At 40.4% G+C, this 19,471-nt stretch carries 15 protein-coding genes; 6 read left to right on the forward strand and 9 right to left on the reverse strand.

The features are described 5' to 3' along the window. Positions 1-143: 143 nt before the first annotated feature. Complete coding sequence (locus tag J8L98_RS09075) at positions 144-1,802, reverse strand: EAL domain-containing protein (protein WP_247671087.1); 1,659 nt, start codon at positions 1,800-1,802, stop codon at positions 144-146. A gap of 697 nt (positions 1,803-2,499) precedes the next feature. Between J8L98_RS09075 and ftnA the strand changes: the two genes are divergently transcribed. Beyond that, positions 2,500-3,027 (forward strand): non-heme ferritin, encoded by a 528-nt coding sequence (gene ftnA, locus J8L98_RS09080; RefSeq protein ID WP_192506953.1) that lies wholly within the window; start codon positions 2,500-2,502, stop codon positions 3,025-3,027. Positions 3,028-3,158: 131 nt separating this feature from the next. On the opposite strand, the gene J8L98_RS09085 is transcribed toward ftnA, so the two are convergent. Beyond that, positions 3,159-5,210 carry a winged helix-turn-helix domain-containing protein gene (locus tag J8L98_RS09085; RefSeq protein ID WP_210996163.1) on the reverse strand — a complete coding sequence of 684 codons (2,052 nt, stop codon included), beginning with the start codon at positions 5,208-5,210 and terminating at the stop codon, positions 3,159-3,161. Positions 5,211-5,370: 160 nt separating this feature from the next. On the opposite strand from J8L98_RS09085, the gene J8L98_RS09090 reads away from it, so the two are divergent. After that, positions 5,371-6,807: a serine hydrolase domain-containing protein gene (locus J8L98_RS09090; protein WP_210996164.1), complete on the forward strand. Its 1,437-nt coding sequence runs from the start codon at positions 5,371-5,373 to the stop codon at positions 6,805-6,807. A gap of 119 nt (positions 6,808-6,926) precedes the next feature. Here J8L98_RS09090 and J8L98_RS09095 read toward each other — a convergent pair whose 3' ends face one another. From J8L98_RS09095 to J8L98_RS09125, 7 genes are all read right to left on the reverse strand, one after another. Further along, complete coding sequence (locus J8L98_RS09095; protein ID WP_210996165.1) at positions 6,927-7,295, reverse strand: hypothetical protein; 369 nt, start codon at positions 7,293-7,295, stop codon at positions 6,927-6,929. Positions 7,296-7,706: 411 nt separating this feature from the next. Further along, entirely contained in the window at positions 7,707-8,006 is a 300-nt protein-coding gene (ihfA, locus tag J8L98_RS09100; protein ID WP_010362644.1) for an integration host factor subunit alpha, read from the reverse strand. Positions 8,007-8,008: 2 nt separating this feature from the next. Then, positions 8,009-10,396, reverse strand: a complete 2,388-nt coding sequence (gene pheT, locus J8L98_RS09105) for a phenylalanine--tRNA ligase subunit beta (RefSeq protein ID WP_210996166.1) — start codon at positions 10,394-10,396, stop codon at positions 8,009-8,011. A 13-nt stretch (positions 10,397-10,409) separates the two neighbouring features. Beyond that, positions 10,410-11,390 carry a phenylalanine--tRNA ligase subunit alpha gene (gene pheS / locus J8L98_RS09110; RefSeq protein ID WP_210996167.1) on the reverse strand — a complete coding sequence of 327 codons (981 nt, stop codon included), beginning with the start codon at positions 11,388-11,390 and terminating at the stop codon, positions 10,410-10,412. Positions 11,391-11,590: 200 nt separating this feature from the next. After that, positions 11,591-12,301 carry a DnaA inactivator Hda gene (gene hda, locus J8L98_RS09115; protein WP_210996296.1) on the reverse strand — a complete coding sequence of 237 codons (711 nt, stop codon included), beginning with the start codon at positions 12,299-12,301 and terminating at the stop codon, positions 11,591-11,593. Continuing rightward, a complete protein-coding gene (locus J8L98_RS09120; protein ID WP_210996168.1) occupies positions 12,298-13,359 on the reverse strand; it encodes a DUF2066 domain-containing protein in 1,062 nt (353 codons plus the stop codon). The genes hda and J8L98_RS09120 overlap by 4 nt, the downstream gene beginning before the upstream one ends. A gap of 65 nt (positions 13,360-13,424) precedes the next feature. Beyond that, entirely contained in the window at positions 13,425-14,609 is a 1,185-nt protein-coding gene (locus J8L98_RS09125; protein ID WP_210996169.1) for a GGDEF domain-containing protein, read from the reverse strand. A gap of 696 nt (positions 14,610-15,305) precedes the next feature. Here J8L98_RS09125 and J8L98_RS09130 point away from each other — a divergent pair. From J8L98_RS09130 to J8L98_RS09145, 4 genes are all read left to right on the forward strand, one after another. After that, a complete protein-coding gene (locus J8L98_RS09130) occupies positions 15,306-16,292 on the forward strand; it encodes an ethylbenzene dehydrogenase-related protein (RefSeq protein ID WP_247682491.1) in 987 nt (328 codons plus the stop codon). Further along, positions 16,289-16,972 (forward strand): DUF1566 domain-containing protein, encoded by a 684-nt coding sequence (locus tag J8L98_RS09135; protein ID WP_210996170.1) that lies wholly within the window; start codon positions 16,289-16,291, stop codon positions 16,970-16,972. Before J8L98_RS09130 ends, J8L98_RS09135 begins: the two co-directional genes overlap by 4 nt. Then, the gene (locus J8L98_RS09140) at positions 16,969-18,942 is read left to right on the forward strand and encodes a pre-peptidase C-terminal domain-containing protein (RefSeq protein ID WP_210996171.1); all 1,974 of its coding nucleotides are present in this window, start codon (positions 16,969-16,971) and stop codon (positions 18,940-18,942) included. Before J8L98_RS09135 ends, J8L98_RS09140 begins: the two co-directional genes overlap by 4 nt. Before the next feature lie 74 nt (positions 18,943-19,016). Next, positions 19,017-19,457 (forward strand): VOC family protein, encoded by a 441-nt coding sequence (locus J8L98_RS09145; RefSeq protein WP_210996172.1) that lies wholly within the window; start codon positions 19,017-19,019, stop codon positions 19,455-19,457. Positions 19,458-19,471: the final 14 nt, after the last annotated feature.

Consider the following 19,471-nt stretch of genomic DNA (forward strand, 5'->3'; position numbering starts at 1 on the left):
TACACAATGAAACTGTATAGATAAACAGTTGTTAAGTACTGGTTGTATTACATGAGCGACGATGATCAATTTAAAACCAATTTGATATGAAAATAGCAGTCTATTCTTTTCATCTTCGCGTTAAGAATGAATAGAGCCCATAATTAGCCCGCTTTACTCTGCGTTTGCCATGCTAATGTTTGCTTTAACATTATCTCTCTAAGGCGCGCTATGTTCTGTGCCTTAGCATAAAGCCACCCCTGATGAATCGTAACGCCATGAGCAAGGAGATATTGGGCTTGTGTATTGGTTTCCACCCCTTCGGCAATCAATTTTTTGTTTAGATTACCAGCCATGTCAATCATGGCGTTTAGTACTGGTGACTGCAAGTTATCTAGCCCTATTGAAGCCACAAAGCTCTGATCTATTTTAAGTAAATCAATTGAAAAGCTCTGTAGATAGTGTAAACCACTGTAGCCGGTGCCAAAGTCGTCAATCGCAATTTCAACGCCCCACCCTTTTATCATCTCAAGTATTTTCTTTACTCGTTCCTGTGAAAGAACGTCTCTTTCAGTCAGCTCTATGGTTAAAGTACTAATATCGCGACAGGCTTGTCGCAGCACCTCTAAATACCTCGAGTCCGTCAGTAAACGTCCATTTACATTAAAAGATACTTTAAACTCAGGTTGCGCGGCTAAAATAGGCCTTAACTCAATGATAGCCTGCTTAATTTGCGCGATGGAAATGTCTACAATCGCACCACTTCGCTCTGCTTCAGGAATAAATAACGCAGGACTTAGCTCTCCTTCAACGGGATGTTGCCAGCGGATCAATACTTCAACACCAATAATTCGGTCGCTCATAGCGTCAATTAAAGGCTGGTAAACATTAAACAACTCCTTTTTTAGCAAAGCTCGCTTAAGCTGCTGCTTTAATCCCAGTTGTCGTTTATCATAGTAATTCAGCAAAACGCAGACACACAACCACATTGCCACATAGAGTAAAATAAACATGCTCAATAACTGTGGATTTAAATCGTCAAACTGCACGGTATTACTACTCACAATGAGTGCTAACTCAGGTAGTGCAGACAATGGCGTTGTCATGAAATACTTTTCTGCACCATCATCAAACTTTTCTGACCCCGTATACATATGATTTAGCGGAAATAGTTTTTTATTTAAAGGTAGGCTATACAACCCATGTAAAATAATGGGTACACCGGTTTTAGCATCAACTAAAGCGACAAAATCAAACTGTGAATACTGTGCTAAATTGAGCGATCCTCTCAGCCAGGTTGAGGGCATCAGTACATTGACTTCGTATCCATCTTTTCGTGTTCTTGCCAACACAAACGCTGACATTTCTAAGTAATCACTAATTATGGGGCCATGATACCTCAGGCCTAGCGCTTTAACAGGCTCAGTCGTTTGAATCGCTGGTGCGACAACGCCAAATGAGTTGCATGCTAATAGGCCTGCTGAATTTACAATACCAATTTCACTGACAGCTGGGTTTTTAAATACGTGTTGTCGTAGTATTTTTAGCGTGTCAGGTGTGCAAGTCGTATCAATTTTTTCTGCTTCAAGTAAAAATTCGTCTACCGCTTGAATCTGTGAGTTCAGCTCAAACTGTACTTTATGCACGATATCCTGAAGATGTTGTTTCGAAGAGTGCTGTTTTTGAATATAAAGCAACGATGCAATAACCCCAAAAACACAACTACACATTATCCAAGCATAAACAACATTCGTCATTAACTTATTAAATGAGCGGCCCCCCGTTTTTGGCATATCTGTCACATCTCCACTGAAGTATCTCAAAAACGCCACCAGTGTAAGTTACAAACAAGTCATTTTTATGACTGATAAAATATCAAATCGATGGCTTTACAACTTTTATTGCACTGCTGCAAGGTATTATTGAACACCGCTAAGCTTCAAAAAGCAGATCATAGGTCCCAATATAAATTCAGCATTCAACACGCCTATAACGAACAGCTATTTACGCGACTTTCTTTACCATAAATGTCTATTAGCCAGCATAGAAATAACTAGTATTCTTTATATATTTAAGGTAAAAACCCCATTAATAACGAGATGATAATAATGCTAATTTGTATTTAATGGTTTTTGGTAGGCTGTATGAGTAAAACGCTATGTGAATGGAAAAGAAAAGAAATCGAAAGCAAGCTCACTCAATTAACCGATATTGTTTCGCCTAGTCATTATTTGTGTAAAAAATGTGCTCGTACCGCAAATGACAAAAAATACCTTTGCAAAGGCATTAAACTGAAATAATCATTCGCATTTTCACTTCAAATTGTACCTCTACCATCAATTAAAGCCGTAATATGGCAAAGGAGTTTTAATGAGAGTGATTACGTTTTTTGCTTAATGCATAAATCCCCCTTCTCGTAACTTAAATTGTTATTTTTCTTCGAATTTCACGCTGTTCTGCTTGTATTTGAATACGTATTAAAGAACAATGCATGCATAATTTTTTTGAGGAGTTTCCCATATGCTAGCCCCAGAAATGGTAGAAAAGTTAAACGAACAGATTAACCTAGAATTTTATTCTTCAAACCTTTATTTACAAATGAGTGCATGGTGTGAAGATCGTGGTTTTGAAGGTGCGGCTGAGTTTTTAAGAAAACATGCGGTTGAAGAAATGGAGCACATGAATCGCCTTTTCACCTATGTAAGTGAAACGGGTGCATTGCCTATTTTAGGTGCCATTGAAGCCCCTCCTCACCATTTCGAATCTCTAGGGGACATTTTCCGTAACACCTATGAACATGAATGTTTGATCACAAAACGTATCAATGCGTTAACACACGTCGCTTTTACAACTCATGATTATTCAACATTTAACTTTTTGCAGTGGTATGTTGCAGAGCAGCATGAAGAAGAGAAACTGTTTAAAGGCATTTTAGACAAACTTGAGTTGGTTGGTGAGGATGGAAAATCGTTATTCTGGATCGACAAAGATCTTGCTGAACTCGCCAAGACGGGTAGTACGTCGATCATGGAAAGTGGCGCCCAGTAATACCAAATCGGCTAATTAAGGTAGCAAGTCATCGCTACCTTAAAAAAGCATTAGCAGCCCTTTAGAGGATCTCAGTATTATTGAGTTTATATCGAAGTAGCTTCGATTTACCCACTCAATATATGGATTTTCTATATGTTCGTCGTAATATCAAGCGACAAAATATCTGATACCCACGCATTTTTGCTCAGCAATATATAGTTGTTACTAAAGCTTGTGATTTGCTCACAATAATCATGACAGAAAGCCCGAAATTTGTCGCTGAGCTCTATTTCTCCGCGCTCAAATGAATAAAAGCCAATTTCAGGTTTCATGTTGTAGTCGTAGCGATAATAAAAACCCGCTGGTGTTGGATATATTTGTGTAATCGCACTCGGTGCAGTCAACAAGGTATGATCAGACCCGAGTACAGTGATGCGACCTCCCGCTGCACTCAAGATGCGATCTTGATTATCTAAAAATACGTTACTTGGTAACACCGACCCGGTCACCACCGTATTTTGCTGTGTGTCTAAATCTACTTTGACGATTCTATCGGAGTGGGTTTTCTTATCTATAAATAATAAAGCATTTGACAGTCTCACCCATGCTTTAGGTAAGCCTATCACATCTGGAATAAATTCAATTGTGAATGTGCTTTCTTGTAAATGCACAATAAATGGCATGTTGTTTACGGCACTTGCGAAGCGCTTGCTGTCATGGTCCCATACCGGTGAAGCTAACGACAATGCCTTGTCACTATTTTCAAATACTAACCGTTCTCTGCTGCTCGCAATATCTTGGACGAATAATTGGGGAACACCACTTTTCATTGAAACATACGCCATATATTGTTCACTCGGTGAAAAAGCTGCCCCTTTATCGACAGTATTCGAATCAATTATTTTTTTTGGTGTCACTAATACGTCGAGTTGACTTGTTAAAATATCTTGATCTGACTGGCCTTCAATAAAATACAGTTTATTTCTAACCCCCTGAGGATAAATCAAAAAATTATAGCTTTTAAAATTAAGATCACTGACCTTACCCGTGAGAGTCAATAATTTTACCTGGCTCCCGTTACTCAGCAGCAACACGTCTTGATCAGCCAACCAAGTCATAAAATGCCAATTGTGGTCAATTTTAGTAAGCTCTGATATCTGATGCGTTTTTATCTTGTATAACTGTACTTCTGATATAGATTGTTCGTCAAAACCAATCAGTGCTAGCCGCTGGTGATCAGGAGATAGTGCCAGTTTGTAAGGCTTAAAGTCGTCACGCGGTGCTAATAATTCAATAATCTTTCCTGATATCAAATTGTGCTGATATAAACTTACATTACGGCTATGTTCAGAAGCATTAAAATTGGCTAAATAATATAAGTTTTGCTTATTATCAATATGAAACAAGCTATTCCAACGAATATCTCTGCGAGCAAACAAAACTTCATTACTGACTGGCTTCGTCTGACTATTAAGTAACACGCGGCCAAATGTAACCCCTTGTGGTGAATTATAAGAATAAACCACGGCGTGGTTGTTAGTATCCCAAGCAAGGTAAGTATACTCGTGCATTTCTTCACTCAATTGCCAGCTTTGCTTCGTAATCAGGTCTTTCATTAACAATCGCCGCTGTGCGCTGCTTTGGCCATTTTGGATATAAGCCATAAATCGACCTTCAGCGCCTACCTGCATGTAACGTTCACTTTCGTCGCTTGCTGTAACTGGGGACAAATTTGACAACTGAATTGTTGGTTTTGACATTACACTGTCATACAACCACACACATAAACACACACAACAAAGCCCAGCAGCAGTTAAAATTGCCACGTTGGCACCTGCTTGTTTATTCTTTACCTGTTTTTGTACTGGTTGTTCTTTCTTAACATCAGCCGCTAGGCTATAACCGCGCTTAGGATGTGTTTTAATTACACTTTTATCATTATCAGACAGCGCTTGCCTTAATAAGGCTATGTTGCGTCTCACTGAATTAGGGCTATAAACCGAACGAGGCCAAACTCGTTCAAACAGGTATTCAGCCGAAAAGACATAGTGTGGCCTTTCAGCCAATATCAGTAGCAATGCCATGACTTTTGGCTCTAATATATATGAATGCCCGTTAACCATCACTTCGCCTGTGTTTGGATCTATCAAACACTCATTGATATACAAACGTTCACACGGTTTTATTGCTTGTAAGCCCATCACCATCTCTTTGTTATTTATAGTTATTTATCTCTTAACGCTTTCTTAATACAAACTTATTAACTCATTCATCGCCTTTGTATTTTGATTTGAGGTAACAAATACCTAACAGGCTAATTAGCCATATTAAATCAACAAATATGAAAAGGAATACAAAGTAATGCGATATTTTTTACCATGGTTATTTTTTACCACATGTTTTCACTTCTCTGTGACAGCGCAGGAAAAATTAGACCACATGAAACTTGCCAGCAAATTTTTAACTATTTTAAATAGTCAAGATATGAAGCAACTCGACGCATTTGTGGTTAACAACTTTTCGCTCGATGCATTATCACGCTGGGACGGAGCTGGCAAAGACCGATTCACAGGGTATTCGATAAACCAAGCGATGTTTCATGGCCATTTGGACGTCATTTCATCCAAACTTAACAACAGCGACAACCAAATTCGTTATGTTGGACAGTTATACTCCATGAATACCGATATGCAATATGAAATGGTTATCAATTTTAACCGTGCTCAAGCTCGTACAATCACTGGATGGTACATCCGAGAAAACCCACAAACAGCGCCAAATGCAACGCCTTTAAATGAAGCTCAAGTCGTCTCGAAATTAACAACATATAGTAAAAAATTAGCAAACAATGGGATTTTCTCCGGTACCATACTACTTGCAAAAGGTGAGCATGTGCTATTTACCGCCGCACATGGTCTTGCTTCTCATCGCTATGATGTGAAAAACCACCTAGATACCAAGTTTCAAATTGGCTCAATGAACAAAATGTTCACCAGCGTTGCTATTTTACAATTAGTAGAGCAAAACCGTTTATCTCTTGATGACCCACTCACAAAATTTGTAAACAAAGACCTGCTGGGAAAAGGTGACTTTGAAAAAATAAAAATTCGTCACTTACTCACACATACATCAGGCATTTCAGGTATGACTGGTTTTGAAGAAATACAAACAAAAGTACGTACTCTCCAACATATTCAGCCTTTATTAAAATCTATAGATACGACTTTCGAGCCTGCTAGCCAGTGGCAATATAGTAGTACTGGTATGGTACTGCTGGGTTATGTCATCGAAGCGGTTTCAGGCCAACGCTACTTCGACTACATCAACGACAATATTTATCACAAAGCCAATATGCTGAACAGCGGTAGTTTTGATCTAGACGTCCCCATTAAAAACACGGCACGCAATTACTGGTTCTCTGTTGAGACCGGCGCAATTACTGAAAACTTGATGTTCCAATCTGTTAAGGGTGATCCTGCAGGTGGGGGGTATTCGACTGTGAGAGATTTGCATAAATTCGCATTGGCATTACAACAAAATAAGCTATTAAGTAAAGATCTTACTCTCGCTGCAGTAACCGCAAAGCCAGCTCTAAATGCACCTAACTGGGGCTATGGGTTTTCAATAAGTAATAACGAAGGTAACACCATTGTCGGTCATAACGGTGCACATCTGGGTATGACAGCCCAGCTCAATATATACCAAGACAAGGGGTATATTTTGGTTGTATTGGGAAATTATCAAGCATCTGCGAGACCTGTGGTTGCAAAAGCAAATAAACTGATAGAGCGACTTTAACGTATTAGTTTTGAAAGAGTGAGCTGCTATTTGGCTCACTCTTTTGATATTGCCAAATGTTCAAATTATAAATAACAACTAAGGTACACACTTAATTTATTCATCTTTTGAGTCGTAAATTAGGTTCCATTCTTATGATGCTCTCCCCAAATTTTTTTATTCTGAAATGCGTAGAGGGCAGCTACAATATAAAAAGTGGTAATTACCCCAAAATTGAACAAGTCAAATTCACTACTCTCATACCACCCTAGGAGCTCATCAATGCTTGCAATAATAAATAGCACCTGCCAAAAAAAGCGCGTAAAGCAACGAATTCCTAATGAATAAAAAAGACATCCTGTTAAGAGCGTTGTAGTAATAAAGCTTCGTATGAACTGTATTGCATCCGGTAATTCAACAAAAAAAGAAAGATTCACATAAATATATAAATGTAAAATAAACCATGGTGTCCATAAAAGCCTGAATGACTTCCATTTAGTCAATTGCATTGAGTTCCTGTAGAATATTAATATAGTGCTGGTCTTGTTTATCAGTTCCCTTTGTTATCAACAATAGTAAAAAATACATGACAGCTACACTTGGCTTATAAATTAAATAAGTAAATTTAAGTTTTAAACTTAGCCTAGTCTTATCGACTTGCGCTTACGTATCAGGAATACCTGTCACTGAGTCTTGAGGATAATTCTGGCCGGAATTTATAGTAATAACTATTGATGGCTGACCGGTCTACACACATTCGTTTAAATGACTATAAACCTTTAAAATAAAGAAATAATTGTTCTGTACCTTGCCAATTTAATCGCTCTCTTCTTACGTTCACTCTAATTTAAAATGCAAAAGACCTTGAATATGAAACATACTCAAGGTCTTCAAGTTCTACAATCGCTCCGTGCGATCTGTTAGCTTTCTTTGCTGGTTCCGACTTCGACTCGCGTCTTCAGTTTTTGTCCAGGGCGGAAAGTAACAACGCGACGCGCAGAGATAGGAATGTCTTCACCCGTTTTCGGGTTTCTGCCAGGTCTCTCTTTTTTGTCACGAAGATCAAAGTTACCAAATCCAGAGAGCTTAACCTGCTCTCCTTTTTCGAGCGCTGAGCGGATTTCTTCAAAAAACGCTTCAACTAAGTCTTTGGCATCCTTTTTATTTATCCCCAATTTCTCAAATAGGTGTTCAGCTATGTCGGCTTTAGTAAGCGCCATATCTAGTCCCTCAACGTTGCATTAAATTGTTTGGCCAACTCGGCCACCACGTTGTCTACAACTTGATTGATATCTTTCTCTTCGAGCGTTCTATCAACCGCTTGTAATGTAAGAGCAATCGCCAAACTCTTAAAATCTGGCTCAATACCTTTGCCCTTATACACATCGAATAAGTTTAGGTCAACTAATTGATTTCCGCCAACTTTCTCGATGCTTTTTAAAATATCGCCTATTTTTACGTCATCTGCAACTAAAATAGCAATATCTCTGCGATTTGATGGAAATTTAGACACAATAACAGCTTCAGGCAGCTTTCTTGTCTCCAAAGCGGCTACTTCCACTTCAAATACATACGCCGTGCTATTTAAGCCTAGCGACTTTTGTAATTGTGGATGAACTGCGCCAATAAAGCCAACTTTTACATCATCAACATAAATTGCAGCTGACTGCCCTGGGTGTAACCCCTCACTTGCCTCAGCTTTAAAGCTAAAACGCGCTGTATCATTTGTCAGTGCAAGTAATGCTTCAACATCTCCTTTTACATCAAAGAAATCAGCAGGGCGAGAGTCAACTGACCAGTGCTCGTTGTGTGTATTACCAAAAACAACCCCCCCTAAAACTGCAACTTGCGCAACATCATTTTCAGCAGACTCATCTTTAATAAACTTTAAGCCATGCTCAAACAAGCGAATGCGTGATTGCTGACGATTTTGGTTATAAACAACTGCATTAATTAAACCTGGCATAAGGCTTACACGCATTGCCGACATTTCAACAGAAATTGGATGAGGCAACACTAATGCATCTGCGCTTGGATGCAGTAACTGCTGAACTTTAGGGTCCACAAAACTGTACGTAATGGCTTCTTGGAAGCCACGTGCCACTAATTCATTGCGAAAACGCGCTACTGGCAAATTAGCTTCAACATGCGTCGTCATTTTCAATGAAGCCGTTGGCGCCACATTTGGAATATTGTTATAACCAAATACGCGAGCCACTTCTTCAATTAAATCTTCTTCGATACGAATATCAAAACGGTAGCTAGGGACAACGGCTTGCCATGTATCATCGCTCACTGTTACGTCAAGGCCTAGACGCGTAAGAATGTCAGTGACTTTAGCGTCTTCAATGTGGTAACCAATCACGCGGTCTAGACGCGCGCGGCGCAACGTCACTGATTTAACCGCCGGCAAATCAACTTCTGATACAGCTTCAACCACAGGGCCCGCTTGTCCACCAACAATGCCTAATAGCAATGCCGTAGCACGCTCCATTGCATCATGTTGTAATGTATAATCAACGCCACGCTCATAGCGGTGAGACGCATCGGTGTGCAAGCCGTATTTACGCGCTTGTCCGGCAATTGCCAATGGTGAAAAGAAAGCACTTTCAAGTAAGATATCTTGAGTTCCCTCTTTAACGCCCGACGCTTCACCACCGAAAATACCCGCCATAGCGAGTGCTTTATTGTCATCTGCAATAAGTAGCGTTGAGGGGTGTAACTTAGCAGTATTACCATCTAATAAAACAAGCTCTTCATTTTCATTGGCATTACGTACTTTAATACCGCCGTCAATCGCACTTAAGTCAAACGCATGCATTGGGTGACCTAGCTCTAATAAAACGTAGTTGGTTACGTCAACAACAGGGTCAATTGAACGCACACCTGAACGACGCAAATTCTCAACCATCCAAAGTGGCGTTGTCGCATCAAGGTTAATACCTTTAATAACACGACCTAAATAACGCGGGCATGATGCACTGTTTACAAGTTCAATATCAATTTTGTCATCGATAGTTGGCTGGACAGGTGTGATCTCTACTTCAGTCACATCTAAAGAGTTCAAAACACCTACTTCACGTGCAAGGCCTTTAATGCCTAAACAATCACTGCGGTTTGCTGTCAAGTCAACATCAATGGTCACATCATCTAACGCGAAGTATTCACGAATACATTGACCAATCGGAGCATCACCGGGCAGCTCTAAAATACCGTCAGAACTTTCAGCCATGCCGAGCTCTTCAAACGCACACAACATGCCGTGTGAAGGTTGACCACGTAGCTTGGCTTTTTTAATTTTAAAATCACCTGGCAATACAGCGCCTACTTGTGCAACAGCGACTTTAATACCCGTACGGCAGTTTGCTGCACCACACACGATATCAAGCAGTTCCTCTTTGCCAACATTGATCTTTGTTACACGTAATTTATCTGCGTCAGGGTGTTGACCACATTCGACTACTTCACCAATTACAACCCCAGAGAAATCACCAGCAACCGCTTCTAAACCATCAACCTCTAAACCAGCCATAGACAGCTGTTCAGATAGAGCCTCAGTTTCAATGGCTGGATTAACCCACTCACGTAACCACTTTTCACTAAATTTCATATTTACTTCGCTCTTATCTGAATTGGTTTAGGAATTTTAAATCGTTTTCAAAGAATGCACGTAGGTCATTTACGCCATAACGCAGCATCGTTAGGCGCTCAACACCCATACCAAATGCAAACCCCGTATATTTCTCTGGATCAATACCAACAGAACGCAATACATTTGGATGTACCATGCCGCAACCTAGTACTTCTAGCCATTTGCCATTTTTACCCATCACATCTACCTCGGCCGAAGGCTCAGTAAATGGAAAGTAAGAAGGTCGAAAACGTATTTCCATATCTTCTTCAAAGAAGTTACGTAAAAAGTCGTGCAGAATCCCTTTCAATTCAGTAAAGCTCACATCTGTATCGACCATTAAGCCTTCTACTTGATGAAACATCGGTGTGTGAGTTTGGTCGTAATCGTTTCGATATACTCGACCTGGTGAGATAATACGTAGCGGCGGTTGCTCTGCTTCCATTGTACGTATTTGCACACCACTGGTTTGCGTACGCAATACCAATTTCGGATTAAAATAAAATGTATCATGATCAGCACGAGCAGGATGATGCTCAGGAATATTTAACGCATCAAAGTTATGAAAATCATCTTCGATTTCAGGACCTGACTTTACTTCAAAGCCTAGTTCACCGAAGAATGATTGAATTCGCTCTATCGTGCGAGTCACCGGATGTACACCACCTACAGGCATAACACGCCCAGGCAAAGTAACATCAATGGTTTCAGCCGCGAGTTTTTTTTCTAACGCTTGTTGCGTTAATAACTCACGCTTTTCATTGATCGCGTTTTGTACTTGAGTCTTCGCTTGGTTGATCACTGCACCAGCTTCTTTACGCTCTTCAGGCGCCAAAGTACCTAGTGTTTTTAATAGTCCTGTGATCTCACCTTTCTTTCCAAGATAGTTTACTCGGACGTCCTCAAGGTGCGCTATTTCACTTGCGCCAGCGACGGCTTCAAGCGCTTGCGCTAAAATATTCTCTAAGTTCATTCTATACCTGATCTTTATTGAGGTAACTTGCTGTGTGTTGACTAAGTATGATAACTGAAAGCATAGGTCAGATTCTAGCCCTAACAGGGCTCTGTTTGTCTTTCAGTCAGATTATTTTGAAATTTTATCAAAAAGTGGGGCTTTTCAAACAAATTCAAGCGCATTTATAATTATTGATAATCACAGTGGCTAAATAACACTCACAGTTGTAAAGTGGTTTTTATAAACGGAATAGTTAACTTTCGTTGTGCAGCCATGGAAGCGTGATCTAATTTATCTAACACGTCGAGTAATGCGCGCATATCTCTGCTCAGGCGTGTCAATAAAAAACGAGCACACTCATCAGTCAACTCTAGTCCCCGCATATTCGCACGTTTCACTAATGCTTCAGCTTTATCATCATCACTCATTGAACGTATTTGGAATGTGGTTCCCCACGCTAAGCGAGACTCTAAATCAGGGAGTGAGATATTCAACATACTCGGCGGTAAATCCGCAGTCACAACGAGGCTTTTTCCTGGCTCATTAAACCGGTTGTAAAAGTTAAAAAGTGCTTTTTCCCAACTTTCAATTCCGGCAACTAGATGCACATCATCAATACACACCACATCTAAATTTTCTAGTGAATCTAAAACCGCAGGACCAAAATCAATGACTTCTCTTAAACTGAGCAGAATAGTTGACAGTCCGAGTTCTTGAGCATGAATACAGGTTGCGTAAAGCAAGTGCGATTTCCCCGAATCAGCAAGACCGCACAAATAAGTAAAATGAAAACTGTTTTTAAGCGTCGCGAGCGTTGTTTTTAAGTGAGTAACTTCAAGTGAGGCTTCTCCGCCAAAATACGAGGCAAAGGTTTCATCATCTGGTAAGGTAACAGGCAACGCCATTTGCAATGGTTCAGTTCCCATTATGGTCCAACCCAGCTGTATTTTAAATTTTCGGCATCAGCCACTTGATAAAACGCTCGTGGATCTATATACACCGAAAATGCCTGCTCTAATTTTATGGCTTTGATTAAATCTTCGAGGCTTGAAGTATGTTCAACTTCAAACTTAACTTTATCTTTCGAGCGGTAAATAATGTCAACATCCGCCACTGTACTGATACTCTTCAATTGACGCTTTGCTCTTTCAATATGCGTGAAGCTCTCGAGTTTATCGATTGTAAAAATAGTGCTAGTTGTCGCATAAGACACCGCTGGGTCAATCACGTAATTGGCAACTAATACAGAAGACAAATCATTGATCATTTGTATGAGCACTTGTTGTTTATCACCCACCAGTTGATTTGACTCAAACAGCTCGGCATCAGTATATCGCCACTCTAACTGCCAGCGACTACTATGAGGCTGCTTGAACATACGTGCAGTGATCACCCGTTCAGCATTATATCGGATAGAAGCTTGCTCAACGGGTTCTGAAAAATTCCCCCAAACTTCAGCTATGCCAACACTGGCTCTATCTTGTAAATCTAATAGCGGAACCACAACTGGCACTCCCCACTCAGCCGCAGTATCATAAATTAAACGTCCAAGCTGCGGATAACGCTCTTGGGTCACAAATTCACGTTGTAAATCGTCTTCAATTGCTAACCAAATTGCTATCATAGGGCGTCGATTCCCCCAAAAGGGCAACTGTGCTGTGCGTACCAGATTTTCAACCTTATTTGCTTCAAATTTAATGCGAATTTTCAGCTCATCATCATCGTCATCTAGATTTAAATACTCATATTTCAACATGTAATCAGAGATTGAACGTTTTGCACGTGTGATTGACGGGTGATCTACAGTTTCATAGCGACCCGTCAATTTTTTAATCACGTTCATTAAGGCCTGTTGGCTCGCCTTAACACGTGTCGCACGGGTTTTATCAGACACAGCCAAAGTACTTTGATAAAGGTCAGTGACCTCAATGGCCAATATAGGGGCCGAAATAAATAAGCATACAAATAATAAAGCTCTGATTAACATAGCACTAACGACAAAGTCCTCTACATACTGCGATCCTAAAGCAAACGGTGAAAAAGTACAAAGACCTATTCATACTCTTGGAAATGAATTTGATTCTTGCCTTTCTTTTTAGCCACATATAATGCTTCATCAGCAGCGTGTAACAACTCTTCAGCGTTAAATACACGCGCATGATTGCCAGCAATGCCGATACTGCAACCACATATCACGCGAGTACTACTTTCCAATGTTACTGGGACTTGAATACTCTTTAATAATCGTTCACATACTTGAAAGAGTACCTGCTTTTCTAGTGGTTCTGTTATTACCACGACAAATTCATCACCACCTAGGCGAGAGACAATATCGTAGCCGCGCAGCTCTTCTAGTAAACGCTTTGCCACCGCTAACAGCACAAGATCCCCACTTTTATGACCATATTGATCATTAATTGGTTTAAAATCATCTAAATCTAAATAAAGTACGTACACCTCTACTGATAAACGTGAAGATTTTGCGGCCAATCGATTCAGTTCGCTAAACAAATATTTCCGATTTGCTAACCCTGTCAAACTATCATGTAACGAATCGTATTCCAGTTGTTGCTGTAGCTCTTCGCGCTTCGTTACCTCCTTTTTAAGCTCTTCCAAGCTATTTTGTAATTCTTTGGTTCGTTCCTCAACTCTATGTTCTAACTCACCTTGATAATTCTGTAACGTATGGTTCGCTTCTAATAAAGCTTGTTGATTATTAAACGCATCAAGCGCTGAAGAGATCACATGACTAATTGTGTAAAGTAGTTCAACAATAACACCTGAATATTCATTCTCTCGTCGATATGATTGAATAATGAACGCGCCTAAGAACGCATCTCGGTTCTGCAAAGGAAAACAAAGCCATTGCATTGGTAATGAACCTAGCACTTCAAGCGTGCCTTGGCTAATGAGCTGTTCAATATCATTGTAGCTAAAATTACATACTTCTTTTTTAGTTAACGCATAAGCAGTCAATGATTTTGCAATTTCGGCAACATCTAAGTTCTCAAGATCTTCCGCGCGTATGTCATCTTTGACATCATGAAAATATGGGAAGCTTAACAAGCCATCTTGTTTAAACAGCACTACATAGAAATTATCTGCATAGGTAATCTTCTGCAAAATACAATGAATATCAAGCAGGAACCGCTGAATCGAATCACTGGTATTCAAACATGCCACGATATCAGCCATGCTATCAATTACATTTTCACTATCTAATATTTGTTTTGCCATCATTTCCCTGTTTGATACATATATGGTGTAACTATTGTTAATATTAGCCAAAATAAATTACAGATCCATAACCAATTTAGTTGATATTTCTCTAACCAATAGAATTATAACCAATAAATATTTCACACAAGGTAAATACAATGTAAATATTAATAATTAGATTTCAAATAGAGTGACTAGACCTTGCCGCGGCCCTTTTTTATTTTTTTACACACCATAATAGTAATCGCAATTTTTACAAGTTTATTCAGTGGGTTAAGGATAGCTACCATCAGCCACTCTGAATTGTTAGTGCTTGCGCCAATTCTACCTAGTGGCCATGTTCATTTTTGGCATATGTTAAGTGCTTGTATAATCACTTTGACCGCTATTTCTTATGTTTTTTATAAAAACAACGACATTACGCCAAACAAGTACACGTACTACCATACTTGGGTTAACCGATTTGGTTATTTTTCTGTACTTGGCTGTATCATCACGGGTTGGAGTGTCTATTTCAATATAACCCAATTTCAAACACAGACACTTCACCTGATATCCTCATTCTTAATTGGTTGTTATTTACTACTTCATAGCTGGATATACTTCTTACAACTCGGTAAAAAGCTCATAAAAAGAGTGTTCTTCATCCCTCTAAAGCAACTGCCTTGGTTTCTTTCTATTGGGTTGAGTTTAGCCTCTATTGGTACATATCACATGGCACAAAATACACACATCAGCCTGAATGTAGTCCCAATTGGTGCCAATGTTTTGATGGAAATTGATGGGCTTGCCGATGAACCTATATGGCAAGAAGCACAAAGTATCAATGTCCATACCATTGGTGGTGCAAACTTTGTCGATGGGCAAACAACCGTGACCATTAAAGCCCTCAGCAATAAACACGAAACGTTCTTTTTATTTACGTGGGCAGATCCAACACATAGCCTTTCACATTTACCAATTGAAAAAGTCAGCACGGGTTGGAAAGTTGTCGAAAATGGCTTCTATGAATTTGATGAACAAAGTCATTATGAAGACAAATTTGCCGTGATGCTGTCTAAAACCTGTAATAGCGGCGCAGATGGTACTGCCCATTTAGGAAAAACCCCCTTTCAAGACAAACCCAGTAATTGGCACGGTAAGGGTTATCATGCCAGTGTCGATAACAAAGTACGTGACTTATGGCATTGGAAAGCAGTACGCACAAATGACATGATTTTGGCTGATGACAATTTTATTGGCCCTCCCACTAAAGTGCTATCTGGACAAAGACGCTACAGTGCTGGGTATTTGCCTGATGGCAAAGAGAGTGGTGCTTATGTAATGAACTGGCTTTGGTACAGCCCCAATGGGGTCATACCCAAAAGGCTACCAAAAGACGCCCTATACGAAGGTGATGTTATACCATGGTTTGGGTCTAAGCCATACAAGAAGGATGATGATCACTACCCTATAGGCACTCGCCTCCCCTCCGTCCTCTACCGCTCAAACCGCTTTGAAGGAGATAGAGCTGATGTCCGCGCTCGTGGTCAATGGAAGAATGGCCAGTGGACACTGGAACTCGTGCGAAAAAATATGACCCCCTCAGAGCATGATGTTGCCCTCGAACATGGTACCTGTATGTGGGTCTCAGCGTTTGATCATAGTCAAATTGCACACACGCGTCATAACTTAGCCATTTCATTGAAGTATATATTATGAAAAACCGACTCTTAATATCCTTTTTACTGCTAAGCGTGATTGTTGGCTACTGTTTAATTGCATTACCTACCCAAAAAAGCCATATGCACCCGCGCTATATAAAAATATCAGCCGAAGGCAAACCATTAAAGCCATGGCAAGGTCCTTGGGCATGCGTGTATGACAAAGAAAAACAATTACTATGGGAGATAAAAACCGACAACGAATCTATTCACGATGGATACTGGACCTATTCCTGGTATCAAAACCAGAAAGGCGTGGCGAATTTCGGCGATTGCTACTTTGAGTCAAATCGCTGTGATACTACTGATTTACTTCGCCATACCAATGAAAACGGATTATGTGGTGTACAAACCTGGCGATTACCCAATAGTGAAGAATTAGCAAGCCTAGTAGAGCCTCCAAGCCGTCCCGGTAATACACATATTGCACACGATTTCTTTTTGCATATCCAGCATGGTGATTATTGGAGTTCAGAGCAAGCTAACAAGCTATCTAAACATTTTAATCAATTTAAAGAAGGCGCTAAATCAGTCAACTTTCACACTGGGACGAGCATGACTTTACCGTATCGTAATGCTGCATTTGTCATGCTCGTAAGCTCAGTTACAGATTTACCTACCTCGCAGGTAAGCGGTCGCGAAACGTTAATTACAACCCCAAAGGAAATAAATAAATGAACAGATCTATTTTGGCCCTAATGATAGGACTAACACTTGCCAGCAGTTCGGTGCATGCAGGTAGCCAATATCATCGTCTCGTATGGGATGCCAACCCCAGCCAGCAAGCAACCATTGGTTTCTCACCTACAAGTGGGACTAACCATTATGTAAAATATGGGCTCTCAACCAATGAACAAACTTGGCAGGATAAGTCAGCTTTAGCATCACATACATTTGCAAGTAATTTACAAAGTCAGTTTGTCACCCTCACGGGGCTACCTGAAAATAGTAACGTTTATTATCGTGTATGCGACAGTGAAGGGTGTGGTGAACGTTTATGGTTTAAAACGGCCCCAACTACCAGTAGTGGCTTTACTGTTGTTGCCGGTGGCGACACCAGAACAGGTTGGACGAACCGACGCAAAGGAAATGAACTCATTGCCAAAATAAGGCCTTTGTTTATTATGCATGGAGGTGATTACACCAATGCAAACTCATCATCTGAGATGAAAGAATACTTAAAAGATTGGCAGCTGACTTTTTCAACCGACCAAATTGACGGCATTAGTTACAAACGTATCTACCCTTTTGTCGCAACACACGGAAACCATGAAGACGACAATTATAAAACACTTTGTCAGGTATTTGGCATTGACTTTAACCAAGATGGTAGTTGCACGAGCTCAGATACCTATGGTGCATTTAATGTTAGTCAATTACTACGCGTGTACACCCTGAACAGTCAGTACAAAAACAGTGGTTGGTCAAGCTATGCAATGGCCATGAATAATTGGCTCACACAAGATTTAACCGCACGAGGAAGTAGCGCGAAATGGCGAGTCGCTCAATATCATAAGCCAATGTATCCGCATTATTCTGGTAAATCTGACAACACCATATTGCACACTTGGTGGGCGCAAAATTTTTATGATAAAAAAATGAACTTGGTTGTCGAGTCTGATACACATATCAACAAAATTACCCAAGCACTAAAACCTTCTGGCAATAACTTTGTTAAAACCACTACGGGCGGCACTGTTTATGTTGGTGAGGGTAGCTGGGGAGCCCCTGCACGTTCTGCCAACGACCCTAAGTCTTGGACTATTGACCTTGCTAGTATTCAACAATTCAAAGTCATGAGTGTGACCAGTAGCAACTTAACCGTGAGAACGGCACAGTTTGACAGCACAGCCAGTACATTGAGCAAAGCTCAGCGTGATGCCGATCCTCTCGCACTCCCTGCAAACATCAATTGGTGGTATGCAAGCGGGTTAGGAGAAGATTTAGTGCTCAAGCAAAGCGCTTCCGGTTTAAGTATCATCGATAATATGACAGATCCTGTAGATCCTCCAACAGCTGAGACACCACTAACGAATAATACCCCTTTAAATGGTCTAAACGGTAACAAAGGCGGACAAGCATACTATGTATTAGATGTTCCAACTGGAGTAAAAACACTTTCGTTCAAAACATCAGGAGGGACAGGTGATGCTGATATTTATGTTAAGTTTGCCAACAAACCCACCTCTACAAGCTATGATTGTCGACCATACAAATCGGGCAACAATGAGACATGCGAAATTTCAAGCATTCAAGCAGGTAAGTATTATGTTATGTTGTCAGGCTATGCGCCTTATGCAAATGTAACATTGGTTGCTAGCTATGACTCAAGTAACACTCCGCCAGATAATGGTGGTTCACAGCAATGGCCAAACCTTGGAGCTGATAAAGGTCAGTGGATATATAAAACCCTTACTCTACCTACTGGTGTTACTACACTTACGGTAGATTCCGCAGCGGGCAGTGGAGATGCCGATCTCTATGTTCGTTTTGGCAGTAAACCCACAACGTCAAGTTATGACTGCAGACCCTACAAAGAGGGTAATACTGAAAGCTGTGTATTATCTAACCCACAGGCCGGCGAATGGCACATAGCACTTCGTGCTTACAGCACGTTTAGTGGTGTGAATGTGGCTGCAAACTACTAAACACCTCAACTGCCCCTTGTTATCACGCAATTTACACATACAATAGCTACGATAAGATGATAAGGGGCAATTTTATGGAATTTTTACACACTATGGTTCGCGTGCAAGATTTAGACGCATCAATGCATTTTTATTGCGATTTACTGGGCCTAGTTGAAGTTAAACGTTACGACAGCGAAAAAGGTCGATTTTCATTAATATACCTTGCCGCGCCAGGGCAATTAGAAGAAGCAAAAACAACATTCACTCCCACTATAGAGTTAACCTATAACTGGGATCCTGAGCAATACACAAGTGGCAGAAACTTTGGTCATCTGGCTTTTTCTGTTGATGATATTTATAACACGTGTACGAAGTTAATGAACGCGGGAGTCTTAATTAATCGCCCTCCTCGCTGCGGACATATGGCGTTTGTTCAATCTCCAGATGGTATTTCAATTGAGTTGCTACAAAAAGGCGAAGCTTTGCCCGCTCAAGAACCATGGCAATCGATGCAAAATACGGGCAGCTGGTAACGTCAGCAAAATAG

The organism is Pseudoalteromonas sp. MMG013, assembly GCF_018100885.1.
In the GTDB taxonomy this organism is placed as follows: Bacteria; Pseudomonadota; Gammaproteobacteria; order Enterobacterales; family Alteromonadaceae; genus Pseudoalteromonas; species Pseudoalteromonas aurantia.